Here is a 22,772-nt window from a genome sequence, read left to right as displayed (position 1 = left end):
AAAAAAGCCCGCGTGACGCGGGCCTTTCCGATTCGAACCGCTCAACAGGGTTGATGGAACCCGGAGCGGTCAGGGCATGCTTACTTCGACTGCGCCACCATGTAATCGACGGCCGCCTTCACGTTGTCGTCGCTTGCCGTTGATCCCCCCTTGGGCGGCATGACGCCATGCTTGCCGGTATAGCCATGAATGGCGCGGTCGTACAGCACCGCTTCACCCTGGGCAATGATGGGCGCCCACGCAGCCTTGTCGCCCACCTTGGGTGCACCGGCCACACCAGCACCATGGCAGGCGATGCAGGTCGATTCATACAGTCCCTTGCCGTCCACCTTGGTTGCGGCCACCGGCATGGCAGCTCCACTGCCGGAACCCGCCGGAGCTGCTGCGGCAGACGCCGCAGGCGCCGCCGCAGCCACCGTCGACATGGACGCGGCATTCGCCGCAGCGGCGGCCTGACTGCTGGCCGCCACTGCGGCAGAACCCACCTGAGCAACACGCGCATCCACCGCCGCGGTCGACAGCGATTCCGACCCGGCAGGCGGCTCGCTGCTGCTGCCAATGTAGAAGGCGATCAGCAACAACAGAATGATCGGGACGGCAAAACCAATGCTCATCACAACCAGGATTTTGCGCAAGGTGGGCGCAAAAGGCAGGTCAGACATGTCATTGGTGCTGGAGGAGGCCGAGTGGGAGTTCGAGTGCGGTGCGCTCATAGCTGTGAATTGGAAAGTGGAAAGACTAAAAAATCCAGACCGCATGATATGCGTTGCACACGATCCCTCGACCGGGTCAACCCCAACACCGCCAGAAGCAGCCCATGAAATTGATCCACATCACAGGCTGTTACGTTCAGTCACGCGACATACTGTCGCAGCCTGGGTTGTCAATCAACCTGCGCAGCCGCAGTCACCGCACCTCAACATGCGGCTGACAGGTGCCCCCATGGATCAGGTTAAGATGCTGGTCTGCGCAGAACTGGCATCTCTACGGTCTGCGTCCGTAGCTCAGTGGATAGAGTATCGGCCTCCGAAGCCGAGGGCCGCTGGTTCGATTCCAGCCGGACGCACCATTTTTCCATAAGAATCAAGTGGTTGGGCTCTTGTTTCGATAAACTGCCAGCCCGGCGATTGGGCACAAACAGCAGCAAGACGGCTCGGCACCGTCTCACGACCGGGCGCAACAGCCATCGCAACCCCGCTGCGCGCGAGACTCTTGAGCGCAGCCGTGATTGCAGTTGTACCCATGCCGTGCCCAAGCTGCGCCCATTTCGTGCCCACAGCGGATCGCGGCGAGCAGGCACGCCCAGGCTTTTGATCCTTGCGCGCCGTGCCCATCCACAGTGATTCGCCACTCTCAGCAACCGCGGTCGCCTGGTCCGCTCGCCTCGCGTCCTGCCACCGCCCCCCCACGCCGTTACGATCCGAAGTCATGCGTGTTCTGACCTACAAAGGCCTCGATCCAGGCCGTCACAAAGCGGCTGTCGATCGGCTGAGCAAGGCGATTGCCTCAGAGGATTGGCGAGCGGCCAACATCAAGAAACTACATCCCACTCCCTACTGGCGTGCAAAGCTATCCGACGCCGACCGGCTGCTCCTGCAATTCCTGCGCACGGGCGACGAGACCGTTTGTCTGCTGCTTGAGCTGATCGCCAACCATGCTTATGACAAATCCAGGTTCCTGCGCGGCGCCGAACTCGATGAGACCAAGATCGAGGCACAGTCCTGGGTCGACCGCCCTGCCGTGGAGCAGCACAGCGCCGAGTCCCCGACCTTGCGTTGGATTGGGCCAGACAGCCAGCGCTTCGAACTGCTGGACAAGCCAATCGTGTTCGACCCCGAGCAGGAGGGCGCGCAACGTCAGCCTCTGCCCGCGTTGATCATCGGCGCAGCCGGGTCGGGCAAGACTGCGGTGACTCTGAGCCGCCTGCGCGAGCAGACCGGCGCCGTTGCGTACATCACCCAGTCGGCCCACCTCGCACAGTCCGCGCGGACTTTGTTCGAAGCGCATGGGTTCGTCAATCCAGACCAAGAACCGCTGTTCCTCAGCTTGCGCGACTATGTCGACACCCTGCAGATTCCTGCGGGCCGGGAAGTGACCTTCGCTGCGTTTGCCGCCTGGTTGGCGCGACGCCGCCACGATCTGCGCGGCCTGCCTCCGGAACTCGACGCTCACGCCCTGTACGAGGAGTTTCGCGGTGTGCTCGGGGCTGCAGCCAGTGGCCCGCTTGACCTCGACGTATATCGGCAGCTTGGGATCCGTCAGTCACTGGTGCCGCCCGATCTGCGCGAGACCGTGCACGCGCTGTTCCTCAAGTACCGGCAATGGCTCGGCGAGGACGGCCTGTTCGACCTGAACTTCGTCGCCCATGCACTGCGGCCCCAGGTGCAGCCGCAGTTCGACTGCGTGGTGATCGACGAGGTGCAGGACCTCACCCCCGTGCAACTCGATCTCATTCTTGCGAGCCTCAAGCGACCAGGACAGTTTCTGCTGTGCGGAGATGCGCATCAGATCGTCCATCCCAACTTTTTTTCCTGGGCAGCGGTGCGCGCGCTGTTTCGCGAAGCGGGGGCCGATCAGGCCGCGCAGCAGGTCGTACGCATCCTGCAGGGCAATTTCCGCAATGCGCAGGCCATCACCCGTCTGGCCAACGACCTGCTGCGCATCAAGCATGCGCGCTTCGGCTCGGTCGACCGGGAGAGCAACCATCTGGTGCGCAGCACGGCGGCAAGCGTCGGCGAAGTGCGGCTGCTGCCCGCGAAAGAGGCGGTCCTGCGCAACATCGACGCCGCAAGCCGGGCGTCGGTGCACCATGCCGTCGTCGTGCTGCGCGACGAGGACAAGGCCACTGCGCGCGAGCATCTGCGAACGCCGCTGGTGTTTTCGGTGCACGAGGCCAAGGGGCTCGAGTATCCGCATGTCATTCTGTTCCAACTGGTCAGCGGCCAGCGCAGCGCCTACGCCACATTGTGCGAGGGCGTCACGGCTGACGATCTGCAGGTGGAGGAACTGGCCTGGTCAAGGGCGCGCGACAAGGCGGACAAGTCGCTCGAACTGTTCAAGTTCTACATCAACGCGCTGTACGTCGCCGTCACCCGCGCGGTCGAAACGGTCACGCTGGTCGAATCCGATGTCGGGCACCCCTTGTTCGGCGTGCTCGGCCTGCAGGAGAAAGCCGCGGTCGATGGGGTACCGCGCACCGAATCAACCCGCCAGGAATGGGAGATGGAAGCGCGCAAGCTTGCGCTGCAGGGCAAGGAGGAACAGGCACGCGCCATCCGCGAAACCTTCCTGGCCAGCAAGCCGGTTCCTTGGACGCCGTGGACACGCGCGTTCATTGAGGAACTCGCCCCCAGGGCACTCGACCGCCGCCAGCCTTCCAACAAACCGCGGCAGGCGCTGCTCGATTACGCCCTCTGGCACGGTCAACACCGGTGGATCGAACGGCTGGCAAGCGAGGCCGCTTTCGCCCAGGCGCGAAGCATCGCCCCCGATGGCATGTATCCGGTGCGCGACCCACGCATACGCGTCACAGAGTGGGATCGGCAGGCGGAGTTTGCCCAGCGGTCATGCCAGGTCATGCGCCAACGTCTGCTCCAGCCCTACGCAGGCAATGCATTCAAGGACATCCTGCGGCAATGCGACGTCCACGGCGTTGACCACCCCACCCCCACGGGAGCGACCCCTCTGATGATGGCAGCAAAGGCAGGCAATCTGGCATTGGTCGATGCGCTGCTGGCGCGCGGCGCCGACCCGTCGGTCCGCGACGAGTTCGGCCAAGACGCCTGGCTCATCGCACTGAACCGCGCCATCGAGGAACCGGCCTATGCCCTACGCTCCCTGGGCCCCTTGATCGATCGCATTGCACCACCGGCTCTGGACGTGCAGACCGAAGGCCGTCTCGTGCGTCTGGAACACGGTCAGGCGGAGTACTGGGTGCTGAGTGTGATGTTGGCGGGCTTGAAGACCCTGACATCGCGGGTCACACCCAAGAGCCTGCCACGGTACAAATATGCGCGCGGCTTTTTTGCTGACATGCTCCTCGATGTCCTGCTCACCCTGCCCGAGACGGTTTGGCCTGCGCACCGGCGCAAGCGCAGTCATGTGAATCAGGTGCTGGCGCGTGCCGAGGCACAAAGCAGCTACCGCCCGGCTCGGCGCCTGTGGATCCGAACGGCCAACGGACACTACCTGCCCAACACCGACATGCTGCTGCGCACAGGAACGGACGCGCAAACCTGGGCGCCGGTCTACGGAATATTGCAGGCCGACTGGGTTCTGCGGGGCACAGGCGATGAGGACGATCTCACCCGAGCGCCCTCGACGGTCCAGGATGCAGCCGTTTGATGTCTGCGGTACGAGTTGCATTTCTGCAACAGTAAACACATTCAATGCATGAGGCTTCGAAAGCACGCATGACGTCGTGCTGCAATGCAGCAACGCATTTCTGCAGCACACGGCATGTCCTGGATTCTGCATTCCCTACAGCTTGGTCAGGTTGGTGAGGAGCACCCTGCCGTCGACGCCTTTCTTGCCGAACTGGGTCTACCGCCACCGCGGCTGCCCGATCTGCCGCTTCCCCTGGATGACCGCGCACGCTCGACGCTGCTGCGGCTCGCTGAAGTCCTCCCCATCCGCGCAGTCGCTGTCCGCCCGGACGGCGCAGAACCGGCTTACCGCGTTGTCGGGGGCATCCGCACCGCGCGTTTCCTGAGCAGCGTCATGGCACCGGATACGCTGGTATCGGTCCGGCCGCCCTGGTGGGCGGAAATCTACCGATTTTTCCTGCGGCGGTTCATCGGGGTGCGGTAACAGGCGCAGGGGCGCTGTCGGAGTTGATCGCCTCCTTCCGCAACCCGCTTTGCGCTGTACCGACGAGCGGTTGCCCCACGCCGTCGCCGAGCAGCCGCTGTGCTGCTTCTTGCGCCGCGACGCGGATGCCGTTGGCGAGCGTCAATTATTTGGACCGGCGTATTTCCCGGCGGGGCGGCCCTGCGTTTCCCTGAGATGGACATTGCGCAGTTTTACGAAGCAGGCATGCCCTCCAGCGTTTTCGCGGCCTCAAGCAGCCCGCTGAGCACTTTGTCGGCCACCTCCTGGGAGAAGCCCTTGGGCAGCTGGGCCTGCACTGCCTCGACCACCGCCGGCGTGCGCGCGATGAACTCCTGCAGTAGCGGCTCAGCGTTCTCGCCGTAACCCACCTTCCTGGCCGTGCTGTTGAAATGCCGACGCTGCACAGTGTGCATGAGGTAATGCCGGTTCTTGCCCATGAGCGCCATCGCCAGTTTCAAATCCTGCCATGACCATTTATTCCGCCCGTCGCCGATGACGGGAAGGGCCGACATCACGTCGTACAGCGGCGTGAGACGAAAGCGGCCCATCTGACCAGGCAGCAATTGGATGCTGAAATTTTTGGCGTGACCGTCCGGCGCCCGCAGCATCCAGAAGAGAATTTGCGAGGCCATCAGCGTGCGCAGGTCATGCTCGGCATTCACAGATTGCTGCAGCAGCGTGAAGATCTTGACCAGTCCTGGGCCGCCCTCGTTTTCGTACTTCACGAGCGGCGAGGTCCCGGTTGCCTGACAGAAATCCTCCTGCACGAGCCGAAAGAGACGCTTGCCATCGTTCGACACCACACGATCGAAGCGCTGGACCACCAGCACACGCTGCTTGCCAAAGGTCGCAATGTCTGCGTTCGCCACAGGAAGCCCGTAGGCCTTCATCAGGCGCAGGCACAGCCACTCGTTGTCCACCGACGTGCTGAAATCCGCCTGACGGCCGCCCACCAAACCCATTGGCAGCTTGAAGATGTGCGTGGTTGGCGTGGCGCCACGCGGTTTCAGCCACTGCCCGTTCCACCGGAGGAAAGCATCCTTCTCCTGAGCACCGGCCAGTGAGATGCGGAAGTCATCGTCCGGATCCTGGCCTGCAAAGCGGTCCGGTGCCACAACCTCGAGCAGGTGGCGCTCAATGGCCTCATCGTCCACAGGCACGCCCTCGACTTGGTCGAGTCCTGTGGGCTCCTTGCCGTCTGGCAGCAGTTGCAGCGCCCCGACGCAGTCGCGGCCAATCGCTGCCAACAGATCGAACGCCTCCGTCGAACCGGTCTTGAAGCGGGCAGCCACGCGCCGGCGAATGGCGTCGCTGTCTGGCAGCAACCCCTCGAAATAGTGTGCAACGTTGTTGCCCTTGAGCGGCTCGTTGTTGAAGTTGAACGGCAGCGAGAGCGACAGTGGCCGTCCGAATGGCGAGGCGATCCACCCTGGGTCGTACTGCAGTTCCATGTCGCCGCGGCCGGAGACGGTCCAGCGGCCGACGCGTTCCCCGTTGGCCCAAAGAACGAGAGTCTGGCTGTGCGAGCGACGTCCCATGTCACCACTCTGTCGGGTTCGTCGGCGCGGCCGTGTCACGCTCGCCCAGACGCAATTCCAACCCGACGACGGCACACCAGGCGAGCAGCTGCTCAAAGCTGAGCTCGTTGGGATGCGACTCCAGGTAGGACACGCGGTTCTGACTCAGGCCGAGGCGACCCGCTACGGCGGTCTGCGTGAGGTTGCGGCGCTTGCGAGCAGACTTGAGCAGTTGGCCAAGCTGCGTGGCAGTGACCAAAGCCTGCGAGGCGCGGGTGGGTGTCATGGTTGTATCCGGTATGCAGCTATATGGAATTTAGCTGCATAGCAGATATTATGCAAATATCTGGATTTCAGATAAATGTCAAATCACCGTAATGCGGCTGTCTTTCAGCCTGAGGCCGCCACGTCCGCAACCGGTGGCACAAGCCTCGGCGCAACGTGAATTGCTACTCGCCTCGGCCTACTGGAACAGGTGCTTCGCAAAATTTTGTGCTGACGCCGTTTGGCGTGCCGCTGCATCCATTCGAGGCTGGCGTGGATCGCGTCGGTGGCGCTCTCGAGGATGTAGAGCATGGGAAACTCGAAGCCGAGGGCCGCTGGTTCGATTCCAGCCGGACGCACCAAGAATACAAAGCATCAGTCATTTGCAGCGGTGATGCCCTTGACCAGACAGGTCAAGGCTGGATCAACAGCGGAATGCGCGTCCATGCCGATTCCCGTGACAAAAAGCTGTAATCGTCTGCGCACTCGATGTCGCAAAAGCTCAGAACAGGCTGCTCAGCCCGCCGTACACCCCGAGACCAGCGGTCAGCGCCACCACAGCGACCACCACCCAGAAGTAAGCGCCGCGCAAGCGGTGTTCGGGCGGCAGCGCTCTCACCGCCAATGCGACCAGGAAACCCAGCACCAGCGGCAGCAGCAGCGCGTTCATCACTTCCACCGCGATCGACAGCGCCACCAGATCGGGCACGAAGGCCACGACCAGTGCGCCGCCGATCACGCCCGCGCTGAACACGGCGTAGAACCAGGGCGCTTCTGCCGGATGTTGTTCGAGCGAATGTCTGTAGCCGGTCACCTCGCCAAAGCCCCAGGCCGCCGCGAGCGCCACGACGATGGCGGCCACCATGGCTGCACCCAGGATGCCCAGGCCGAACAGGGTGCGCCCAAGCGTTTCTCCCAGCGACGGGGTGAGCGCCTGCGCGATCTGCCCCACGGTGTTCAGCGGCGCAGTGCTGTGCCCATTCCACAGTACTGCGGCGGTCACCATGAGCACAGCGGCCATGATGAGCTGGGTGAGCACCGCGCCCACAGCCGTATCCCAGCGCGCCGCGGTGTACTGCGCGGGCCGCAGCCCCTTGTCGGCCACGGCGGACTGTTGATAGAACACCATCCACGGCATGATGACCGCGCCGATATTGGCCGCCACCAGATACCAGTAGGCGGGATGCCGAATCGGCACATGGCCCAGCCCCTGCAGCACCTGCCCACCGTGAATCGGCGCATGAAACGCCACCCATACGAATACCAGCTCGAACAGCCCGAGCAGGATGGCGATGCGCTCCACCCGGCGGTACGACCCGGTCCACACCACCACCAGCAGAAACAGTGCCGCCAGACTCAGACTCCAGCCACGCGGCACGCCAAACAGCGCGCCCACGCCTGCCACGCCGGAGAACTCGGTGATGATCGCCCCCACCGAGGCCACCGCCAGCCCTGCCACCGACACCCAGGCCCAGCGCGCGCCGAAGGTTTCGCGGATCAGTTCGCCATGTCCCTTGCCGGTGAAGATGCCCAGCCGCACCGTGAGTTCCTGCACCACATACAGAATCGGGATGAGCACCAGCTGCAGGCTGAGCAATTGGTAGCCCCACTGCGCTCCGCTCTGCGCAGCGGTGATGACGCTGCCGACGTCTGTATCGGCCAGCATGACCACCAGGCCGGGGCCGAGCACAGCGAAAAACACCGCGAGGCGGGAGAGCGGCAGCGGGCCGGGTTGCGGCAATGACGGTGTGGCGGACATGGCATTTGCAGTTTGCCATCGCGGCTGCGACGACTCTGATGCAAATGCTATTTACTTTTATTTGAAATTCAATTCCATTTACTCTTGTTCACACCTTTGACGCCCTCCTTCAGCCCAGGAGTTTCCAGAGCAGCAGGACGTTCAGTCCGATGATCAACGCCGTCACCGCCCAGCCCAGCCGCCGCAGCAGGGGTGTGTTGGCCAGACCGCCCATCAGCTCGCGGCTGGAGGTGAACAGCAGCAGCGGCACCAGCGCGAACGGAATGCCGAAGGACAGCACCACCTGCGAAAACACCAGGGTGCGGGTCGGGTCGATGCCCAGCATCACCACGATCACCGCTGGCAGGCTGGTGAGCAGGCGGCGCAGCCACAGCGGGATGGTGAAACCCACCAGCCCCTGCATCACCACCTGACCCGCCATGGTGCCCACCACGCTGCTGGAAATGCCGCTGGCCAGCAGCGCCAGTGCAAACACCGTGGCCGCGCCCGTGCCCAGGATGGGCGTGAGGGTGCGATAGGCCTGGCTCAGATCATGGGCCGCCACACCCTGCTGGTGAAAAATGGCGGCGGCAACGACCAGCATGGCCATGTTGATCAATCCGGCAAGCCCCAGAGCCAGCCCCACATCCTTCCAGGCAAAGCGCACCAGCAGGGCGCGACGCTCGGAGGGAACCTGAATGCGTCGCTGGGTCAGGCTGGAATGCAGGTAGATGACATGCGGCATGACGGTCGCGCCCAGAATGCCCACAGCCAGATACACCGCATCCGGGTGACCGCCAAAACCAGGAATCAAGGTGCCCTTCACAATCGGAAACCAAGCCGGGCGGCTCAGCGCAAGCTGAAGGCCGTAGCCCAGCGCAATGACCCCCACCAGCGCAGCCACCACTAGCTCCAGCGGCCGAAAGCCCCTGCGCTCCAGCATCAGAATGCCCAGGACAACGACAAAGGCCACCAGCACCGCGCCACCCATCGGCAAGCCAAACAGCAGGTGCAGCGCCAGAGCGGCACCCAGAAATTCGGCCAGATCGGTCATCATCGCCACGATCTCGGCCTGCACCCAGTAGAACCACACCAGCTTGCGCGGGAAGCGCGCGTGGATCAGCTCGGGAAGATTGCGCCCGGTTGCGATGCCCAGCTTGGCTGAAAGTCCCTGCACCAGAATGGCGGCCAGATTGGCCCAGAGCACCACCCACAGCAGGGTGTAGCCATGCTGCGCGCCCGCCTGAATGTTGGTCGCGAAATTGCCCGGATCGACATAGGCCACCGACGCCACGACCGCCGGGCCGATGAAGGGCAGCACCCGCCGCAACCCGCCTCCGCCCGACGCGGCGCCACCCAGTGCGCGGTGCGCCGCTTGCGTGGTGCGCTGATCGAGTGTGGAGGCATACGACATCACCATCTCCTGCATTGGGGTCCTTTCGATAATTTAGATCAATCATTTGAGTTTTCTAATTGCAATTTTTTATTGATCATTTAGCCTTTGGTGATGCTGGAACCAGCGCGAAATTTGCGCCACCGCAGAGACCGTCCTGCGCGGCGGTATTGCGTGACAAATTAAACTGCATAGCTTTGACCCTGCGTTGCGGAGAACCGATGAACATCGAGCAAGCCCGTTTCAACATGATCGAACAGCAGATCCGCCCTTGGAATGTGCTGGACGCCGGCATTCTCGATCTGCTGGCCAGCGTGCGCCGCGAAGACTTTGTTCCGGCGGCCTATCGCGGTCTGGCGTTCATGGACACGGAAATTCCTCTGCCTTGCGGCCAGAACATGCTGTCTCCCAAGGTGGAAGCGCGCATCCTGCAGGAACTCGCCGTGCGCAAGGATGAATGGGTGCTGGAGGTGGGTGCGGGCAGCGGCTTCATGGCGGCGCTGCTCGGTCATCGCGCCGCCGCAGTGCAGACGCTGGAACTGCACGAGGAACTGGTCGCCCTGGCGCGGGCCAATCTGCACCGCGCCGGCATGAGCAATGTCACGGTGGAACAGGCCGACGGCGCGCACTACACCAAGCGTGCCGAGTTCGACGTCATCGTGCTCTCGGGCTCGGTGGCGCAGATCCCGCAGGACTTGCTGCAGCGCCTCAAGCCCGGCGGGCGGCTGGCGGCCATCGTCGGCGACGAGCCGGTGATGCGCGCGCAGATCGTCACCCGCGCCACCGAAACCGACTTCCGCACCCGCGATCTGTTCGATACCGTGGCCAAGCGGCTGGAGCATTTTGCCGAGCCGTCCCGCTTTCAATTCTGAACCAGAAAACAAGGAATCCCTGATGATCAAGCAACTGAGCGTGCGCGAACTCGCCGACAAGATCGAAGCCGCGACCGCACCCATCACCGAATGGCAATTCCTCGACGTGCGCGAGCCGTGGGAGTTCCAGATGGCTGCGATCAAGCACCCGCACTGCCCCGTCAACCACATCCCGATGAGCATCGTGCCGCTGCGGCAAAACGAGCTCGATCCGAACAAGCCGGTGGTGGTCATCTGCCGCAGCGGCAACCGCAGCATGATGATCGCCCGCTTTCTCGAGCAGAACGGCTTTGGCGAGATCTACAACTTGAACGGCGGCATGACCGCGTGGTCGCGCGAGATCGATCCGTCGGTTCCGCTCTACTGAGCCCGCGGCGTCGACCCGAACGCAGCGGCGATCCACTGCGCCTGACGCTGCGCCGCACCCAAGTGCGCTGTGGCGAACTCCAGTGCCCGCTCCGCCGCCCGATTGCGCGCCTGAGTGTCGTCGAGCCAGTGCGCCAGCGCCGCCCAGACCTGCGCCGCGTCGCCGACCTGCACTGCTGCGCCCGCCTGCAGCGCCGCCTGCGCTGCTGCCGCGAAGTTGAACTGTGACGGCCCCAGCACCACCGGACAACCGCAGGCGCAGGCCTCGATCAGATTCTGCCCGCCCAGCGGCAGCAGGCTGCCGCCGATGAACGCCGCGTCGGCCATCGCGTAATAGGCCGCCATCTCGCCGACCGAATCGCCCAGCCACACCGCGGTGTCTGCCGCTGGTGGCGCAACGCTGCGGCGCTGCACCGCCCAGCCACGATCCGCGAGCAATCGCGCCACCGCGTCGAAGCGCTGCGGATGGCGCGGCACCCACACCAGCAGCGCGCGCGCCGCCAGCGCGGTCGGCAGCGCGTCGAGCAGCAGCGCCTCCTCGCTCTGCCCGCCGCTGTCGCGGGTGGAGGCCAGCAACAACACCGGACGGCCAGCGGCGGCCTTCCACTGCGCCCCGCGCGCGAGCAGTTCCGCATCGGGCCGCATGTCGAACTTCAGATTGCCCAGAACCTGCACCTGCGCCGCACCCAATGCGCGGATGCGCTGCGCATCCTCCTCGGTCTGCGCTGCGGCCTGCAAACCGCTCCAGGCGACGCGCGCAAGCGTCGGCCAGCGCTGCCAGCGGCGGGCGCTGCGCGCGCTCAAGCGCGCATTGACCAGCAGCAACGGCACCCCGGCACGGCGGCACTGCGCAGCCAGATTCGGCCACACCTCGGTCTCGAGCAGCACCGCCGCCTGGGGCCGAAAGCGCCCCAGCAACCGCCGCATCGCTCCCGGCAGGTCATAGGGCAGCCAGACCTGCACATCGCCGGGCTGCAGCAGTTCAGCGCCGGCCGCGCGGCCCGTGGCGGTCATGTGCGTGAGCAGCAGGCGCATGCCGGGCAAGCGGCTGCGCAAGGCCGCGATCAGCGGCGCTGCGGCCCGCGTCTCGCCCAGAGACACCGCGTGCACCCAGATCACCGACCCGGCCAGCGCGGGCTCGGCACCATACCAACCCAGCCGCTGCGCCAGATGCTGCCAGTACAGCGGTTCGGCCCGCCCGCGCCACCACAGCCGGACGAACGCCAGCGGCAGCAGCACACGCCAGGCGGCTGTGTAGAGATGCAACGCCAGTCTCATGCCGCCACACCGCTGCCCGCCTGCAGCACGGCCATCGTTGCCTGCAGCACTGCGTCCACCGAGGGCTGTTGGCCGTTCTCGCCCAGGCTGCGCCACGGCCCCGCCGACTCGAACTCCACGCTGTGCGGCGACGACCCGGTGTAGATCGCCACCGCCGGTGTGCCCACCGCAGCCGCGAGATACAGCAGCCCGGTATCAACCCCGACCACCGCGCTTGCAGCGCGCAGCACCCGCATCCAATCGGACAGCGCAAACGCCTCCGGTGCGACCAGGGCAGAAACCGCCCCGTCATCGCCCCACCCCACGCGTGGGGTGGGGGTGCTCTCCCCTCCCCCATGCAGTGGGGGCGTTTGGGTGGGAGTCGCGTCCGCCGCGCCTTGCATCGCCACAGCCAGGCGCTGCGCGCGCTCCCGCTCTGCGGCATTGCCCCAGGCCAGCACACACACCCTGCCCTGCGCGACGAGCGCCCGACCCAGAGCGATCCACCTCGCCTCGTCCCACAGCTTGCGGTCTTTTGCCGTGGCGCTGAGCAGCAACACATACGGCGCGTCACCCGGCAGCCACGGCGGGCGGGCTGCATCCAGTCGCAAGCCATACTGCGGCTTGCCCTGCGGGGTATGGCCCAGCGCCCAGCCGACCAGCGCGCGGTAGCGCGGCACTGCGGCCTCGGTGCGGTGCAGCGCGGTTTGTTGCCGATGGGCATAGAACAGCGGGGCCAGCGCTTCGCGCGCGCTGGCCCAGGACAGGCCGTAAAGCGGCCCGCGCGCCAGCCGGGCGATCAGCGCGCTCTTGACCAAACCCTGCAGATCGATCACCGCGTCATAAGGCTGGGCGCGCAGCTGCGCTTTCCAGTCGCGCCACTCCTGCCGAATGTCACTGCGCCAGAACGCCTTGCGCCAGCGCCGCAGTGCCAGCGGGATCACGCGGCGCACGCCGGGATGGGCGCGCACGATGTCGGCGTAGGCTTCCTCGACCAGCCAGTCGATTTGCGCGCCGGGGTGGGCGGTGAGAATGTCGTGCACCACCGGCAGAGCGTGGACCACATCGCCCATCGAGCTGGTCTTGACGATCAGCACCCGCGGCGGCTGCGCAGTGGAGGGCGTGACCGGGCTCAAAACGGCAATTTCAGTGTGGCGTCCAGCGCCAGCAGCGCGGCGCGGAACTCGGCCTGCACCCGCTCGAGCGCCTGGGCGTCGGTGCCTTCGAAACGCAGCACCACGCACGGCGTGGTGTTGGACGGGCGAGCGAGTCCGAAGCCGTCAGCGTAGTCGGCGCGCACGCCGTCGATGGTGCTGACCTGCACCGCGCCAGGAAAGCGCCCCTCGCGCTGCAAGCGTTCGCACAGGGTGAAGTTTTCGCCCTCGGCGGTGTCGAGCTTGAGTTCCGGGGTGGAAACCGAGTCCGGCAGCGCCTCGAGCACCGCGCCGGGGTTGGCGCTGCGCGAGAGGATTTCCAGCAGCCGCGCAGCGCCATACTGCGCGTCGTCGAAGCCGTACCAACGGTCCTTGAAAAAGATATGCCCGCTCATCTCCCCGGCCAGCGGGGCGTCGATCTCCTTCATCTTCGCCTTGATCAGCGAGTGCCCGGTGCGGCCCATCACCGGATCGCCGCCATGCCGCCGGATCCACTGCGGCAGCTGCGCGGTGCACTTGACATCGAACAGCACCGCCGCTCCCGGATGGCGCGCCAGCACCTCCTGCGCATACAACATGAGCTGGCGGTCGGGCCAGATGACGGCGCCGCTGGGCGTGACCACGCCGAGCCGGTCGCCGTCGCCGTCGAACGCCAGGCCGAGCTCGGCGCCAGTGCGCTGCACGGTGCGGATCAGGTCTTCGAGGTTGTGCGGGTCGGCGGGGTCGGGATGGTGGTTGGGGAAGTTGCCGTCCACCTCGCAGTACAGCTCTTCGACGGTGCAGCCGAGCTCGCGCAGCAGCCGCGGCGCAAACGCGCCGGACACGCCGTTGCCGCAATCGACCACGACATGCATCGGGCGCGCGAGCTTGATGTCGCCCTGGATGCGGCCGATGTAGTCGGCCACGATGCTGGTCTGCCGCAGCATGCCCGCGCCAACGGCGTAGTTCTCGCTCTGGGTGAGTTCGCGCAACGCCTGGATCTGCGCGCCGAACAGCGCATTGCCGCCAAGCACCATTTTCAGGCCGTTGTATTCGGGCGGGTTGTGGCTGCCGGTGATCTGGATGCCGCTTGTCACCGGGGTGGTCGCGCAGGCGAAGTACAGCATCGGCGTGGCATTCATGGCCAGATCGATCACGTCCACCCCGCCTGCGCGCAGGCCTTCAGCGAGCGCCGCCGCCAGCGCCGGGCCGGACAGGCGACCGTCGCGGCTGATGTAAACCGCCGTCTCGCCGCCGCGCCGTGCCAAAGTGGCAAACGCCCGACCGATATGGCGGCAGGCGTCCTCGGTGAGGGCCTTGCCGACGACACCGCGAATGTCGTAGGCCTTGAACAGGGTGGGATCGAGCTGCGCCATGCAGGGCTCCAGTGAGCAGCGGGCAGAGCACGTGTCGACCTGCCTCGCTAGGATGATGAATCTGATTTCGGCATTCTAGGGAGAGGTTTTTGGCGACCTATCTGATCGGCGATGTGCAGGGCTGTGCGGATGCGTTCAGCGCCCTGATCGACGCGCTGCGCTTCGACCCGGCGCGCGACCGGCTCATCGTGCTGGGCGATCTGGTCAACCGCGGCGCGCAGTCGCTTGCCAGCATGGAGCGACTGATCGCCCTGGGCGACAGCGCGCAGTGCCTGCTGGGCAATCACGACCTGCACCTGCTGGCCGTGGCGCATGGCGTGCGCAAGGCGCACCGCACCGACACGCTGGACGACATCCTGCAGTCGCCGCGCCGCGCCGAGTTGATCGACTGGGTGCGCCGTCGCCCGCTGGCCTTGATGGAACAGGGCTGGCTGCTGGTCCATGCCGGGGTGCTGCCGCAATGGACTGCGCAGCAGACCCTTGCGCTTGCCGCCGAAGTCGAGCGCCGTCTGCGCGCGCCCGACTATGTGGATTTCCTGCGGGTGATGTTCGGCAACCAGCCCGACGAATGGAGCGACAGCCTCACCGGCTTCGACCGTCTGCGCATCGTGGTCAACACCCTCACCCGCGCCCGCTTTCTTCAGGCCAGCGGCCCGCACACCGGCCGGCTGGACTTCCACAACAAGCAGGCGCAGGCCAATGGCGCCTCCGCCGAACTCCAGCCCTGGTTTGCGCTGCCGCAGCGCCGCACCGCGCAGACCCCGATCGCTTTCGGCCATTGGTCCACGCTGGGACTGCGCTGGGAGCACAACGCGCTGAGCCTGGACAGCGGCTGCCTGTGGGGCGGTGCGCTCACCGCGGTGAAGCTGCCGCCGATCGGCCAGCCCTGGCTCGACATCACACAAATGCCCTGCGCACGCAGCCTGGAACCGATGCCGGACTGAAGCGCGCACGATTCTTTCGGTGTTGTGACGCAGGCGTGCAGCGCACTACGATCGTTGCACAACAACATCCGGAGACGACCATGCAACACGCCCATCCCGACTTCCTGCACGCGCGCGATGTTCTGCTGCGCCACCGCACCGACTACGTCCGCGCGTACGCCGAGTTTCGCTGGCCGGCGCTCGACCGCTTCAACTGGGCGCTGGACTATTTCGACCGCATCGCCGAGGGCAACTCCGCGCTGGCGCTGTGGATCGTCGAGGAAGACGGCAGCCAGTCGCGATTCAGCTTTGCCGACATGGCGCAGCGCTCGGCGCGCATGGCCAATTTCCTGCGCGCGCACGGTGTGGCGCGCGGCGACCGCGTGCTGCTGATGCTGCCCAATTGCGTGGCGCTGTGGGACGTGATGCTCGCCTGCATCAAGCTCGGCGCGGTGATGATCCCGGCCACCACCCTGCTCACCCCCACCGATCTGCAAGACCGCATCACCCGCGGCGGGGTGCGGCATGTGGTCTGCCTGCCCGCCGACGCCGCCAAGTTCGACGCGCTGCCACAGGCCGTCTGGTCGCAGGTCGCGGGGCGCTTCGCCGCAGACAGCGCACCTTCCGGGTGGACCGCGCTCTCCAGCTCCGACGCCGCCAGCGCCACGTTCACCCCGGACGCCCCGACCCTTGCCACCGATCCGCTGTTGCTCTACTTCACCTCCGGCACCACCTCCAAGCCGAAACTGGTGCTGCACACCCATCAAAGCTACCCGGTGGGCACGCTCGCAACCCTGTACTGGATCGGGCTGCAGCCGGGAGACGTGCACTGGAACATCAGCTCGCCGGGCTGGGCCAAGCATGCGTGGAGCAGTTTTTTCGCGCCGTGGAATGCGCAAGCGGCGATCTTTGCGTTCAACCAGAGCCGGTTCAACGCCGCAGCCACACTGCAGACGCTCTCGCGCTGCGGCATCACCACGCTGTGCGCCCCGCCCACGGTCTGGCGCATGCTGATCCAGGAAGATCTCAAGGCCTACCCCGTGCAGTTGCGCGAGCTGGTCGGCGCCGGCGAGCCGCTCAACCCCGAGGTCATCGAGCGGGTGCGCGCCGCCTGGGGCATCACCATCCGCGACGGCTACGGCCAGACCGAGACCTGCGCGCTGATTGGCAACAGCCCCGGGCAGCCGGTCAAACCGGGCGCGATGGGCCGGCCCATGCCCGGCTACCGCATCCGCCTGGTCGATCTCGACGGCAACCCCGCCGATGAAGGCGAAGTCTGCGTCGAGACCGACCCGCGCCCCACCGGCCTGCTGGTCGAATACGCGTGAGACGCCGAAAAAACCGCGCAGGTGCTGCACGACGGTCTCTACCACACCGGCGACGTGGCGCAGCGCGATGCCGACGGTTACTTCACCTTCGTCGGTCGCACCGACGATGTGTTCAAGTCCTCCGACTACCGCATCAGCCCGTTCGAGCTGGAAAGCCTGCTGATCGAGCACCCGGCCGTTGCCGAGGCCGCCGTGGTGCCGTGCCCCGATGCGCTGCGCCTGACCATCCCCAAGGCGTTCGTCTCCTGCCGCGCCGGTCACGAACCCAGCGCCGAGCTGGCGCGCGACATCCTGCGCTTCGTGCGCGAGCGCGCCGCGCCGTACAAGCGCATCCGCCGCATCGAGTTTTTCGAGTTGCCCAAGACTATCTCGGGCAAGATCCGCCGCGTGGAACTGCGCAAGCTCGAAGCGACGCGAGAGCCGGGAACACGCGGCGCGATGGAATTCCATGAAGAAGATTTCGCCGCGTGATGCGGCCTCAAGCCTGGATGTGGCGAAGCGCCCGCCCAGGAGTCTGCTGGACTTGGGAATCGCGGGCTGCAAGACGGCTGTGCGGCGCGCTGGGCTTTTTCGCCATCCGCCCCCAAGCCCGACTGACTCCTCATATGGTCGCCGCTGTCAATCGCGTCAGCGCATAGGTGATGGCCGGTGATGGGTTTCAGGATCGATCGGGTGATGCGACACGAGCGTTGCAGCGACGATGAATCAGACTCATATCCGCGGATTGATTACCAGCACTTCATCGATTCGTCGCGGGCCTGCCTCGCTCTAGAGTCGGGGATCAGCCTTGCGGTGCCCTGGTAGGAGTTTCGAGGGTTGCCCTCTCGGTGCTCGTGTAGCATCGCCCGATCGATCCCGGTCCTGTGTTCAGGTGGTCCCCCTTTCGCGTTGTGCGTGCATGCCGATTGCCCAGACGAAGCCCGCCAGCTCTCGGGCCACGGCCACGCAGACCTTGTTGGCCTGAACGCCACGCTTTTGTAGGGCGGCGTAGCGGCTGGTCAGTCGCAACTGTCCCTTCCACGCAATCGTGCGAATCGCCTCGGATAGCCCCTGCTGGCGCGCGTTGATCTCTTTGCCGACTCTGGCCTTGAATCGGTAGCTCCAGGCCGCCTCGATCAGCAGCCTGCGCGCATGGCCGTTGCCCGTCTTGGTGATGCTGCCTCGGCTCGTACGTTCGCCGCTGGAGTGCTCCGAAGGCACCAGGCCAAGGTAGCCCATGAGCTTGCGTGGGTGCTCGAATCGGCTGAGGTCACCGATCTCCGCGACCAGGCCGATCGCGCTGACCGCAGCCACTCCACGCAACGCCTGCAAAGCATCGACCACCGGCTCGAAGCGCCAACCTGTGATCGACTCCTGCAGCGCCTTCGTCAACCGCGCCACACGTTCGTCGGCAGCCTTCACCGCTTGCCAGTACTCGGTGAAGGCCGTCTGCGTGGCCGCCGAGTCGAAGCTCTGCCTGGCCAGCCAGTCATCGTGCGTGGCGCACCAGGAGGTCTTCCCGCCATAGCGCCGGTCGTGACGCAGCAGGAACCCCTTGAGCTGTTGACGCACCTGCGTGCGGTTGTTGACGGCGTCCTCGCGCGCCCGTGACAGATCGCGGATCGCCTCGTCCTCGGGGTCGGGGATCCACACTGGCGTCAGCGTGCCGGCACGCGAGTACTCGGCCAGATCCAGGCTGTCGCGGGCGTCGGTCTTGACCCGCTGGCCAGACTGCCGAGGCGTCTTCGACGGCGCAATGACCTCGCACGCATAGCCCCTGGCAGCCAATGCCCGCTGCAACCCGTAGCCCGTCGGGCCGGCCTCGTAGACGATGTGCAGTCCATCGACTGTGCCCAGCTTGGTCAGAACCTTCAACAGCTTGGGAACGTCATGCACGACCTTGCCCACCAAGCGAGCTTTGTCTCGCCCTGGCTCGGCCGCAGCCACCGTGATGCTGTCCTTATGGACGTCCAAACCCACATGTATCTTGGTACCCTTTTCCATGGTCGGTCTCCTGTTTGCTGATGGCCTATGCCACAGCATGTAGCTCTACGCGCCTCGGCGCGCAACCTACGATGTTGGGGACCGGCCATCTGCCCTCGGGCGGCGACCATGATGTCTAGAATCGCCGGCTTTCTTCACAATGCCATGATCCACAACGAACTCGACGTCCTCACCGAGCTGGTGCCCCTGGGCCATGGGTGCAGGATCATCGAGCTGGGCTGCGGCAATGCCCGGCTACTCACTGAATTGCTGCAGCGCTGCCCGCACTGCGAGGCGTTGGCGCTGGAAGTCGATGCCGTGCAGCACGCCAAGAACCTCGCGCGCCAGTCCGAGGATCTCAAGCCCCGGCTGCGGTTCTTGCAGCAAAGCGCCACGTCCATTCCGGCTGCGGACGCCAGCTTCGATCTGGCGCTGATGCTCAAGTCACTGCACCACATTCCACTCGATGCCATGCAGACCGCGCTGGCACAGACCTGGCGGGTACTGCGGCCCGGCGGCTGGCTCTACGTCTCAGAGCCGGTGTATGCCGGGGCGCTGAACGCCATCGTCAAGCTCTACAACGACGAAGGTGTGGTGCGCGCCGCTGCGCAGGCTGCGCTCGACCAGGCGCTGCGCAGCGGCGCTTGGCAGCAGACCGCTGAGCGCCACTTCGACATGCCTGCGCATTTCCCCAACTGGGAATCGTTCGAGCAGCGCATGCTTTACCCGAGCTTTGCCGATCACAAGATCACCGAGTCCCTGCGAAGTGCAGTGAAAGCCGCCTTCGATCCACACTGCGGCGCCGACGGCGCACACTTCACCCGGCCGATGCGCGTGCGGCTGCTGCAAAAATAACCTGCGTGATCCAGCACCAGTTGCCGCACTAACTCACCACGGCGAGAGCCACCGCCGCGGCGGTCAGAGCACTGAGGGCGAACACCAGCAACGACAAATGCATGCCGACCACAGCGCTCGCTGCGGTACCGAGAAAGCTGGCCAAGGCAAAGGCGCCGAACAGCAGGCCGAAAGCCGACTCGGCATGCCCGTCCTCCACCACATGCGCGGCCAACGCGGGCAGTTTGCCCGCCATACCGCCGAAAGCCAGGCCGATGAGCAAGGGATAGGCGGTGAATGCCCACACACCAACGCCGTGCAGAACGCAAAGCAACAGGGTTGCCGCCAGTGCGTTGAGGCTCAGCACGGCGTTGCGGCTGAAGCGTGGTAAGAGCCAGTCCGCCAGCATGCCGAACCCCAATCGCCCCAGACCGTTGCCAAGCGCCATCAACGAGACGGCCAGCACGCCGAAAGCCGGACTGAAGCCGAGACCACTTGCCAGATGACCGATGGCTGCAAAGGAAGCAGAACCCAGTGGGGTGGCAATAAGGACGATGACAACCGCCCAGCGCAAGGTTTGGTGTCTTAGCAGGCCCGCCAAGGGCAGGCGGACTGTCTGGTGCCCTTTCTGTGCAGATGCCACAGGTAGCAGGGCCCAGGCGACCCAGCCCACGGCGACATACACGCCAAACAGCATGGCGAGCGACAGCCGCCAGCCAAGCTGCCCATTCAGCCAGGCAAAGACCGGCGCGCTGACCATCGACGACATCCCATACAGTGCAAGCAGCGCCCCCCCGAGCGAACCGCGTAAGTCCGGATATAGACGAGAGACCATCGCAATGCAGGCCGCTGTGGACAGCCCCCCACCCATGCCCAGCGCCAGCAGGCTGTATCCCAGCATGAACGCAGCGGGCGCCGCCGTGGCGAGACCGATCAAACTCCCAGCCGTGAAGCAGGTCAGCGCCAATGCCAGCAGGGTCTTGGGCGCGATGCGCTGCAGCCAGTGCCCAGCCAGCAGGACAGCGGGCAGCAGTGCCAGCGGGGTGAGTGAGAACGCCAGATCGAGCGTGGACTGCGACCAGCCGTTCTGCACATGAATCGCGGGCGAGATTGTCCCCCAGGAATAAATCAGGCCGAAAATGAACTGGAACGGCGTGAGCAAGACAAACGGAAACCAGCGGCGCATGAGAAACTGACAATGGGCTGCGAATGATGGAGCAAGCGCGGACTGCGCATTGCGGCGGCATCGAAACAATTCGGTCGCTCGATGCTAGGTCGATCGACTCTGTCCACTTGTCTGAAACTGAACCGAAATCGAGGATGAGAATGCACAGGCACGATGCTTTGCAAGCACCCGGCATGACCCCGGCAGACTGGGAGCAATGGCTGGCGCACAGGTTTGTTCCTGGCTGCATCAGCCTGGATGCAGATGGTCCTGGCGGACTGGTGGGACAGGCGATCAGTGCCGGGCCCTTGCGGCTGACGCCACTTGCGGTTTGGCCGCAGACCATCACGCACACAGCGCAGCATCTGGCCGCCTTGCCAGCCGATGACCGCGCATCGGTTCTTGCTCATATTGTCGTGGAGGGTGAGGGCTTCATCGAGCAAGGTGGCGCGGCCTTGCGCTTTCAGGCGGGGGACGTTTCGTTTCGCAATCTCCAGCAGTCCTCGCGTGTCGTATTCCAGACGACCGGCCAATTGGTCGCGGTGCGCTTGCCAGCCAGTGTGCTGCACTGGCACCAGATGGGCCGCTTTGTTCAGCAGCGTGACGCTCCACGCGTGATTCCATCAGGCGGGCTGCTCAGCCAGCTGCCTTCGCCTCAAAAAACTCCGCTTGGCAACTTGTATTCCGGCTTCGCCCTGCCTTGGCTGTTCGCCGCGGCCTATCACGACATGGATGAAGGCATGGAGCCGACGGCTGCACCCAACGCCGTGCGCTGGCAGCAAGTGCTTTCGTTCGTCGAGGCACATCTGTTTGATGCGCGTGCTCTGACGCCCGCCCGCTGCGCACGCGAAGTCGGCATCTCCGAGCGCTACTTGCACAAGCTCGCCGCATGGCGTGGCGAGACGTTCGCCACGCTGGTGAAACACCGGCGGCTCGATGCCACCCTGGCCTTGCTGGAAAGTCCTGCTGGTCGCTCGTTATCGATTGCCAGCGTGGCCGCTCAATGCGGATTCAACGACCCCGCGCACTTCAGCCGGGTCTTCCGGCAACGCTTCGGCAAAGCACCAAATCAAATCCGCAAACGACGCGCCGGATTCAACTGAACTTCGTCCTCAGCCCGCCACTTCCGGATCGATGCCGGCCACCGGCACGCGCAGGAAGTGTTCGCGGTAGTGGCGCAGTTCGTCGATGGATTCCTGGATATCGGCCAGGGCGGTGTGTGCCTGCTGCTTCTTGAAGGCGCTCACCAGTTCGGGGCGCCAGCGGCGGGCGAGTTCCTTGAGGGTGCTGACATCGAGGTTGCGGTAGTGAAAATAGGCCTCCAGCTCGGGCATGCCGCGGGCCATGAAGCGACGGTCCTGGCAGATGGTGTTGCCGCACATCGGCGACTTGCCTGCGGACACATAGTTCTTGAGGAAGGCGATGATGGTCTTGCTCGCCTGCGCCTCGTCCACGGTGCTGGCGCGCACCCGATCGGTAAGGCCAGATTTGCCATGGGTGTTCTGGTTCCACGCGTCCATGCCGGCCAGCACCGCGTCGCTTTGATGAATGGCCAGCACCGGCCCCTCGATGCGCACGGTGAGTTGCGGATCGGTGACGACCACCGCGATTTCGATGATGCGGTCGGTGTCGGGATTCAGCCCGGTCATCTCCATGTCCACCCAGACGAGGTTGTCGTCATGGCAGGCGAGAGCGGGGGAAGCGGGCGCGGAGGAATCGGGCATGGGCGGCATTCAGTGTGGAAAACGAGGCGGTGCGCAGCAAGGCGGGGCCGGGTGGAATAATCTGCAGGCTGTCGATTGCGACAGACTCCC

General features: G+C 65.1%; 19 protein-coding genes, 1 tRNA gene and 1 pseudogene. 10 read left to right on the top strand and 11 right to left on the bottom strand.

All coding sequences use genetic code 11. The annotated features are described in order from the left end of the window. Nucleotides 1-80: 80 nt before the first annotated feature. The gene (locus AC1ZQA_RS05670; RefSeq protein ID WP_482678845.1) at nt 81-662 is read right to left on the bottom strand and encodes a c-type cytochrome; all 582 of its coding nucleotides are present in this window, start codon (nt 660-662) and stop codon (nt 81-83) included. Nucleotides 663-993: 331 nt separating this feature from the next. Here AC1ZQA_RS05670 and AC1ZQA_RS05665 point away from each other — a divergent pair. The 3 genes from AC1ZQA_RS05665 (at nt 994) to AC1ZQA_RS05655 (ending at nt 4,809) form a co-directional block, all read left to right on the top strand. Next, nucleotides 994-1,069 (top strand) — tRNA-Arg (locus AC1ZQA_RS05665). 359 nt (nt 1,070-1,428) lie between these two features. Next, nucleotides 1,429-4,344 carry an ankyrin repeat domain-containing protein gene (locus AC1ZQA_RS05660; RefSeq protein ID WP_482678844.1) on the top strand — a complete coding sequence of 972 codons (2,916 nt, stop codon included), beginning with the start codon at nt 1,429-1,431 and terminating at the stop codon, nt 4,342-4,344. Nucleotides 4,345-4,458: 114 nt separating this feature from the next. Further along, nucleotides 4,459-4,809, top strand: a complete 351-nt coding sequence (locus tag AC1ZQA_RS05655) for a hypothetical protein (RefSeq protein WP_482678843.1) — start codon at nt 4,459-4,461, stop codon at nt 4,807-4,809. Nucleotides 4,810-5,021: 212 nt separating this feature from the next. Here the strand turns inward: AC1ZQA_RS05655 and AC1ZQA_RS05650 are convergent, their stop codons facing one another. Both AC1ZQA_RS05650 and AC1ZQA_RS05645 read right to left on the bottom strand, forming a co-directional pair. Further along, nucleotides 5,022-6,368 carry a type II toxin-antitoxin system HipA family toxin gene (locus AC1ZQA_RS05650; protein ID WP_482678842.1) on the bottom strand — a complete coding sequence of 449 codons (1,347 nt, stop codon included), beginning with the start codon at nt 6,366-6,368 and terminating at the stop codon, nt 5,022-5,024. Nucleotide 6,369: 1 nt separating this feature from the next. Continuing rightward, nucleotides 6,370-6,633 (bottom strand): helix-turn-helix domain-containing protein, encoded by a 264-nt coding sequence (locus tag AC1ZQA_RS05645; RefSeq protein WP_482678841.1) that lies wholly within the window; start codon nt 6,631-6,633, stop codon nt 6,370-6,372. A 206-nt stretch (nt 6,634-6,839) separates the two neighbouring features. Between AC1ZQA_RS05645 and AC1ZQA_RS05640 the strand changes: the two genes are divergently transcribed. Further along, nucleotides 6,840-7,085 carry a hypothetical protein gene (locus AC1ZQA_RS05640; protein ID WP_482678840.1) on the top strand — a complete coding sequence of 82 codons (246 nt, stop codon included), beginning with the start codon at nt 6,840-6,842 and terminating at the stop codon, nt 7,083-7,085. Between the two features lie 28 nt (nt 7,086-7,113). Here the strand turns inward: AC1ZQA_RS05640 and AC1ZQA_RS05635 are convergent, their stop codons facing one another. Beyond that, nucleotides 7,114-8,370 carry an NRAMP family divalent metal transporter gene (locus AC1ZQA_RS05635; RefSeq protein WP_482678839.1) on the bottom strand — a complete coding sequence of 419 codons (1,257 nt, stop codon included), beginning with the start codon at nt 8,368-8,370 and terminating at the stop codon, nt 7,114-7,116. Between the two features lie 109 nt (nt 8,371-8,479). Beyond that, a complete protein-coding gene (locus AC1ZQA_RS05630; protein WP_482678838.1) occupies nt 8,480-9,763 on the bottom strand; it encodes an Nramp family divalent metal transporter in 1,284 nt (427 codons plus the stop codon). A 200-nt stretch (nt 9,764-9,963) separates the two neighbouring features. On the opposite strand from AC1ZQA_RS05630, the gene AC1ZQA_RS05625 reads away from it, so the two are divergent. Then, a complete protein-coding gene (locus tag AC1ZQA_RS05625; protein ID WP_482678837.1) occupies nt 9,964-10,614 on the top strand; it encodes a protein-L-isoaspartate O-methyltransferase family protein in 651 nt (216 codons plus the stop codon). 22 nt (nt 10,615-10,636) lie between these two features. Beyond that, nucleotides 10,637-10,981: a rhodanese-like domain-containing protein gene (locus AC1ZQA_RS05620; protein WP_482678836.1), complete on the top strand. Its 345-nt coding sequence runs from the start codon at nt 10,637-10,639 to the stop codon at nt 10,979-10,981. On the opposite strand, the gene AC1ZQA_RS05615 is transcribed toward AC1ZQA_RS05620, so the two are convergent. From AC1ZQA_RS05615 to AC1ZQA_RS05605, 3 genes are read right to left on the bottom strand one after another with little or no spacing between them, the layout of a single operon-like run. Continuing rightward, the gene (locus AC1ZQA_RS05615; protein ID WP_482678835.1) at nt 10,975-12,258 is read right to left on the bottom strand and encodes a 3-deoxy-D-manno-octulosonic acid transferase; all 1,284 of its coding nucleotides are present in this window, start codon (nt 12,256-12,258) and stop codon (nt 10,975-10,977) included. The two genes, AC1ZQA_RS05620 and AC1ZQA_RS05615, sit on opposite strands and share 7 nt — an antisense overlap. Then, complete coding sequence (gene waaC, locus AC1ZQA_RS05610; RefSeq protein WP_482678834.1) at nt 12,255-13,373, bottom strand: lipopolysaccharide heptosyltransferase I; 1,119 nt, start codon at nt 13,371-13,373, stop codon at nt 12,255-12,257. Before waaC ends, AC1ZQA_RS05615 begins: the two co-directional genes overlap by 4 nt. Then, nucleotides 13,370-14,746 (bottom strand): phosphomannomutase/phosphoglucomutase, encoded by a 1,377-nt coding sequence (locus AC1ZQA_RS05605; RefSeq protein WP_482678833.1) that lies wholly within the window; start codon nt 14,744-14,746, stop codon nt 13,370-13,372. The genes waaC and AC1ZQA_RS05605 overlap by 4 nt, the downstream gene beginning before the upstream one ends. Nucleotides 14,747-14,835: 89 nt before the next feature. Between AC1ZQA_RS05605 and AC1ZQA_RS05600 the strand changes: the two genes are divergently transcribed. After that, nucleotides 14,836-15,690 carry a symmetrical bis(5'-nucleosyl)-tetraphosphatase gene (locus tag AC1ZQA_RS05600; protein WP_482678832.1) on the top strand — a complete coding sequence of 285 codons (855 nt, stop codon included), beginning with the start codon at nt 14,836-14,838 and terminating at the stop codon, nt 15,688-15,690. Nucleotides 15,691-15,770: 80 nt separating this feature from the next. Continuing rightward, a pseudogene (locus tag AC1ZQA_RS05595) lies at nt 15,771-17,468 on the top strand (AMP-binding protein). A 396-nt stretch (nt 17,469-17,864) separates the two neighbouring features. Here the strand turns inward: AC1ZQA_RS05595 and AC1ZQA_RS05590 are convergent. Further along, entirely contained in the window at nt 17,865-18,980 is a 1,116-nt protein-coding gene (locus tag AC1ZQA_RS05590; RefSeq protein ID WP_482678831.1) for an IS110 family RNA-guided transposase, read from the bottom strand. 144 nt (nt 18,981-19,124) lie between these two features. Here AC1ZQA_RS05590 and AC1ZQA_RS05585 point away from each other — a divergent pair, with 144 nt between their 5' ends. Next, nucleotides 19,125-19,814: a class I SAM-dependent methyltransferase gene (locus AC1ZQA_RS05585; protein WP_482678830.1), complete on the top strand. Its 690-nt coding sequence runs from the start codon at nt 19,125-19,127 to the stop codon at nt 19,812-19,814. A 28-nt stretch (nt 19,815-19,842) separates the two neighbouring features. Here the strand turns inward: AC1ZQA_RS05585 and AC1ZQA_RS05580 are convergent, their stop codons facing one another. Continuing rightward, entirely contained in the window at nt 19,843-20,979 is a 1,137-nt protein-coding gene (locus tag AC1ZQA_RS05580; RefSeq protein WP_482678829.1) for an MFS transporter, read from the bottom strand. A 23-nt stretch (nt 20,980-21,002) separates the two neighbouring features. On the opposite strand from AC1ZQA_RS05580, the gene AC1ZQA_RS05575 reads away from it, so the two are divergent. Continuing rightward, a complete protein-coding gene (locus tag AC1ZQA_RS05575) occupies nt 21,003-22,061 on the top strand; it encodes an AraC family transcriptional regulator (RefSeq protein WP_482678828.1) in 1,059 nt (352 codons plus the stop codon). Between the two features lie 9 nt (nt 22,062-22,070). Here the strand turns inward: AC1ZQA_RS05575 and orn are convergent, their stop codons facing one another. Further along, nucleotides 22,071-22,682, bottom strand: a complete 612-nt coding sequence (gene orn, locus AC1ZQA_RS05570; protein ID WP_482678827.1) for an oligoribonuclease — start codon at nt 22,680-22,682, stop codon at nt 22,071-22,073. Between the last annotated feature and the right edge of the window lie 90 nt (nt 22,683-22,772).

The organism is Thiomonas sp. DCM-2 (assembly GCF_056820905.1).
This window is presented reverse-complemented; position numbering and strand designations above follow the sequence as displayed.

Coding starts and splice junctions, on each gene's coding strand:
- AC1ZQA_RS05670 (WP_482678845.1), bottom strand. CDS start 662: ATGTCTGACCTGCCTTTTGCGCCCACCTTGCGCAAAATCCTGGTTGTG.
- AC1ZQA_RS05660 (WP_482678844.1), top strand. CDS start 1,429: ATGCGTGTTCTGACCTACAAAGGCCTCGATCCAGGCCGTCACAAAGCG.
- AC1ZQA_RS05655 (WP_482678843.1), top strand. CDS start 4,459: ATGTCCTGGATTCTGCATTCCCTACAGCTTGGTCAGGTTGGTGAGGAG.
- AC1ZQA_RS05650 (WP_482678842.1), bottom strand. CDS start 6,368: ATGGGACGTCGCTCGCACAGCCAGACTCTCGTTCTTTGGGCCAACGGG.
- AC1ZQA_RS05645 (WP_482678841.1), bottom strand. CDS start 6,633: ATGACACCCACCCGCGCCTCGCAGGCTTTGGTCACTGCCACGCAGCTT.
- AC1ZQA_RS05635 (WP_482678839.1), bottom strand. CDS start 8,370: ATGTCCGCCACACCGTCATTGCCGCAACCCGGCCCGCTGCCGCTCTCC.
- AC1ZQA_RS05630 (WP_482678838.1), bottom strand. CDS start 9,763: ATGTCGTATGCCTCCACACTCGATCAGCGCACCACGCAAGCGGCGCAC.
- AC1ZQA_RS05625 (WP_482678837.1), top strand. CDS start 9,964: ATGAACATCGAGCAAGCCCGTTTCAACATGATCGAACAGCAGATCCGC.
- AC1ZQA_RS05620 (WP_482678836.1), top strand. CDS start 10,637: ATGATCAAGCAACTGAGCGTGCGCGAACTCGCCGACAAGATCGAAGCC.
- AC1ZQA_RS05615 (WP_482678835.1), bottom strand. CDS start 12,258: ATGAGACTGGCGTTGCATCTCTACACAGCCGCCTGGCGTGTGCTGCTG.
- AC1ZQA_RS05605 (WP_482678833.1), bottom strand. CDS start 14,746: ATGGCGCAGCTCGATCCCACCCTGTTCAAGGCCTACGACATTCGCGGT.
- AC1ZQA_RS05590 (WP_482678831.1), bottom strand. CDS start 18,980: ATGGAAAAGGGTACCAAGATACATGTGGGTTTGGACGTCCATAAGGAC.
- AC1ZQA_RS05585 (WP_482678830.1), top strand. CDS start 19,125: ATGATCCACAACGAACTCGACGTCCTCACCGAGCTGGTGCCCCTGGGC.
- AC1ZQA_RS05580 (WP_482678829.1), bottom strand. CDS start 20,979: ATGCGCCGCTGGTTTCCGTTTGTCTTGCTCACGCCGTTCCAGTTCATT.
- AC1ZQA_RS05575 (WP_482678828.1), top strand. CDS start 21,003: ATGATGGAGCAAGCGCGGACTGCGCATTGCGGCGGCATCGAAACAATT.
- orn (WP_482678827.1), bottom strand. CDS start 22,682: ATGCCCGATTCCTCCGCGCCCGCTTCCCCCGCTCTCGCCTGCCATGAC.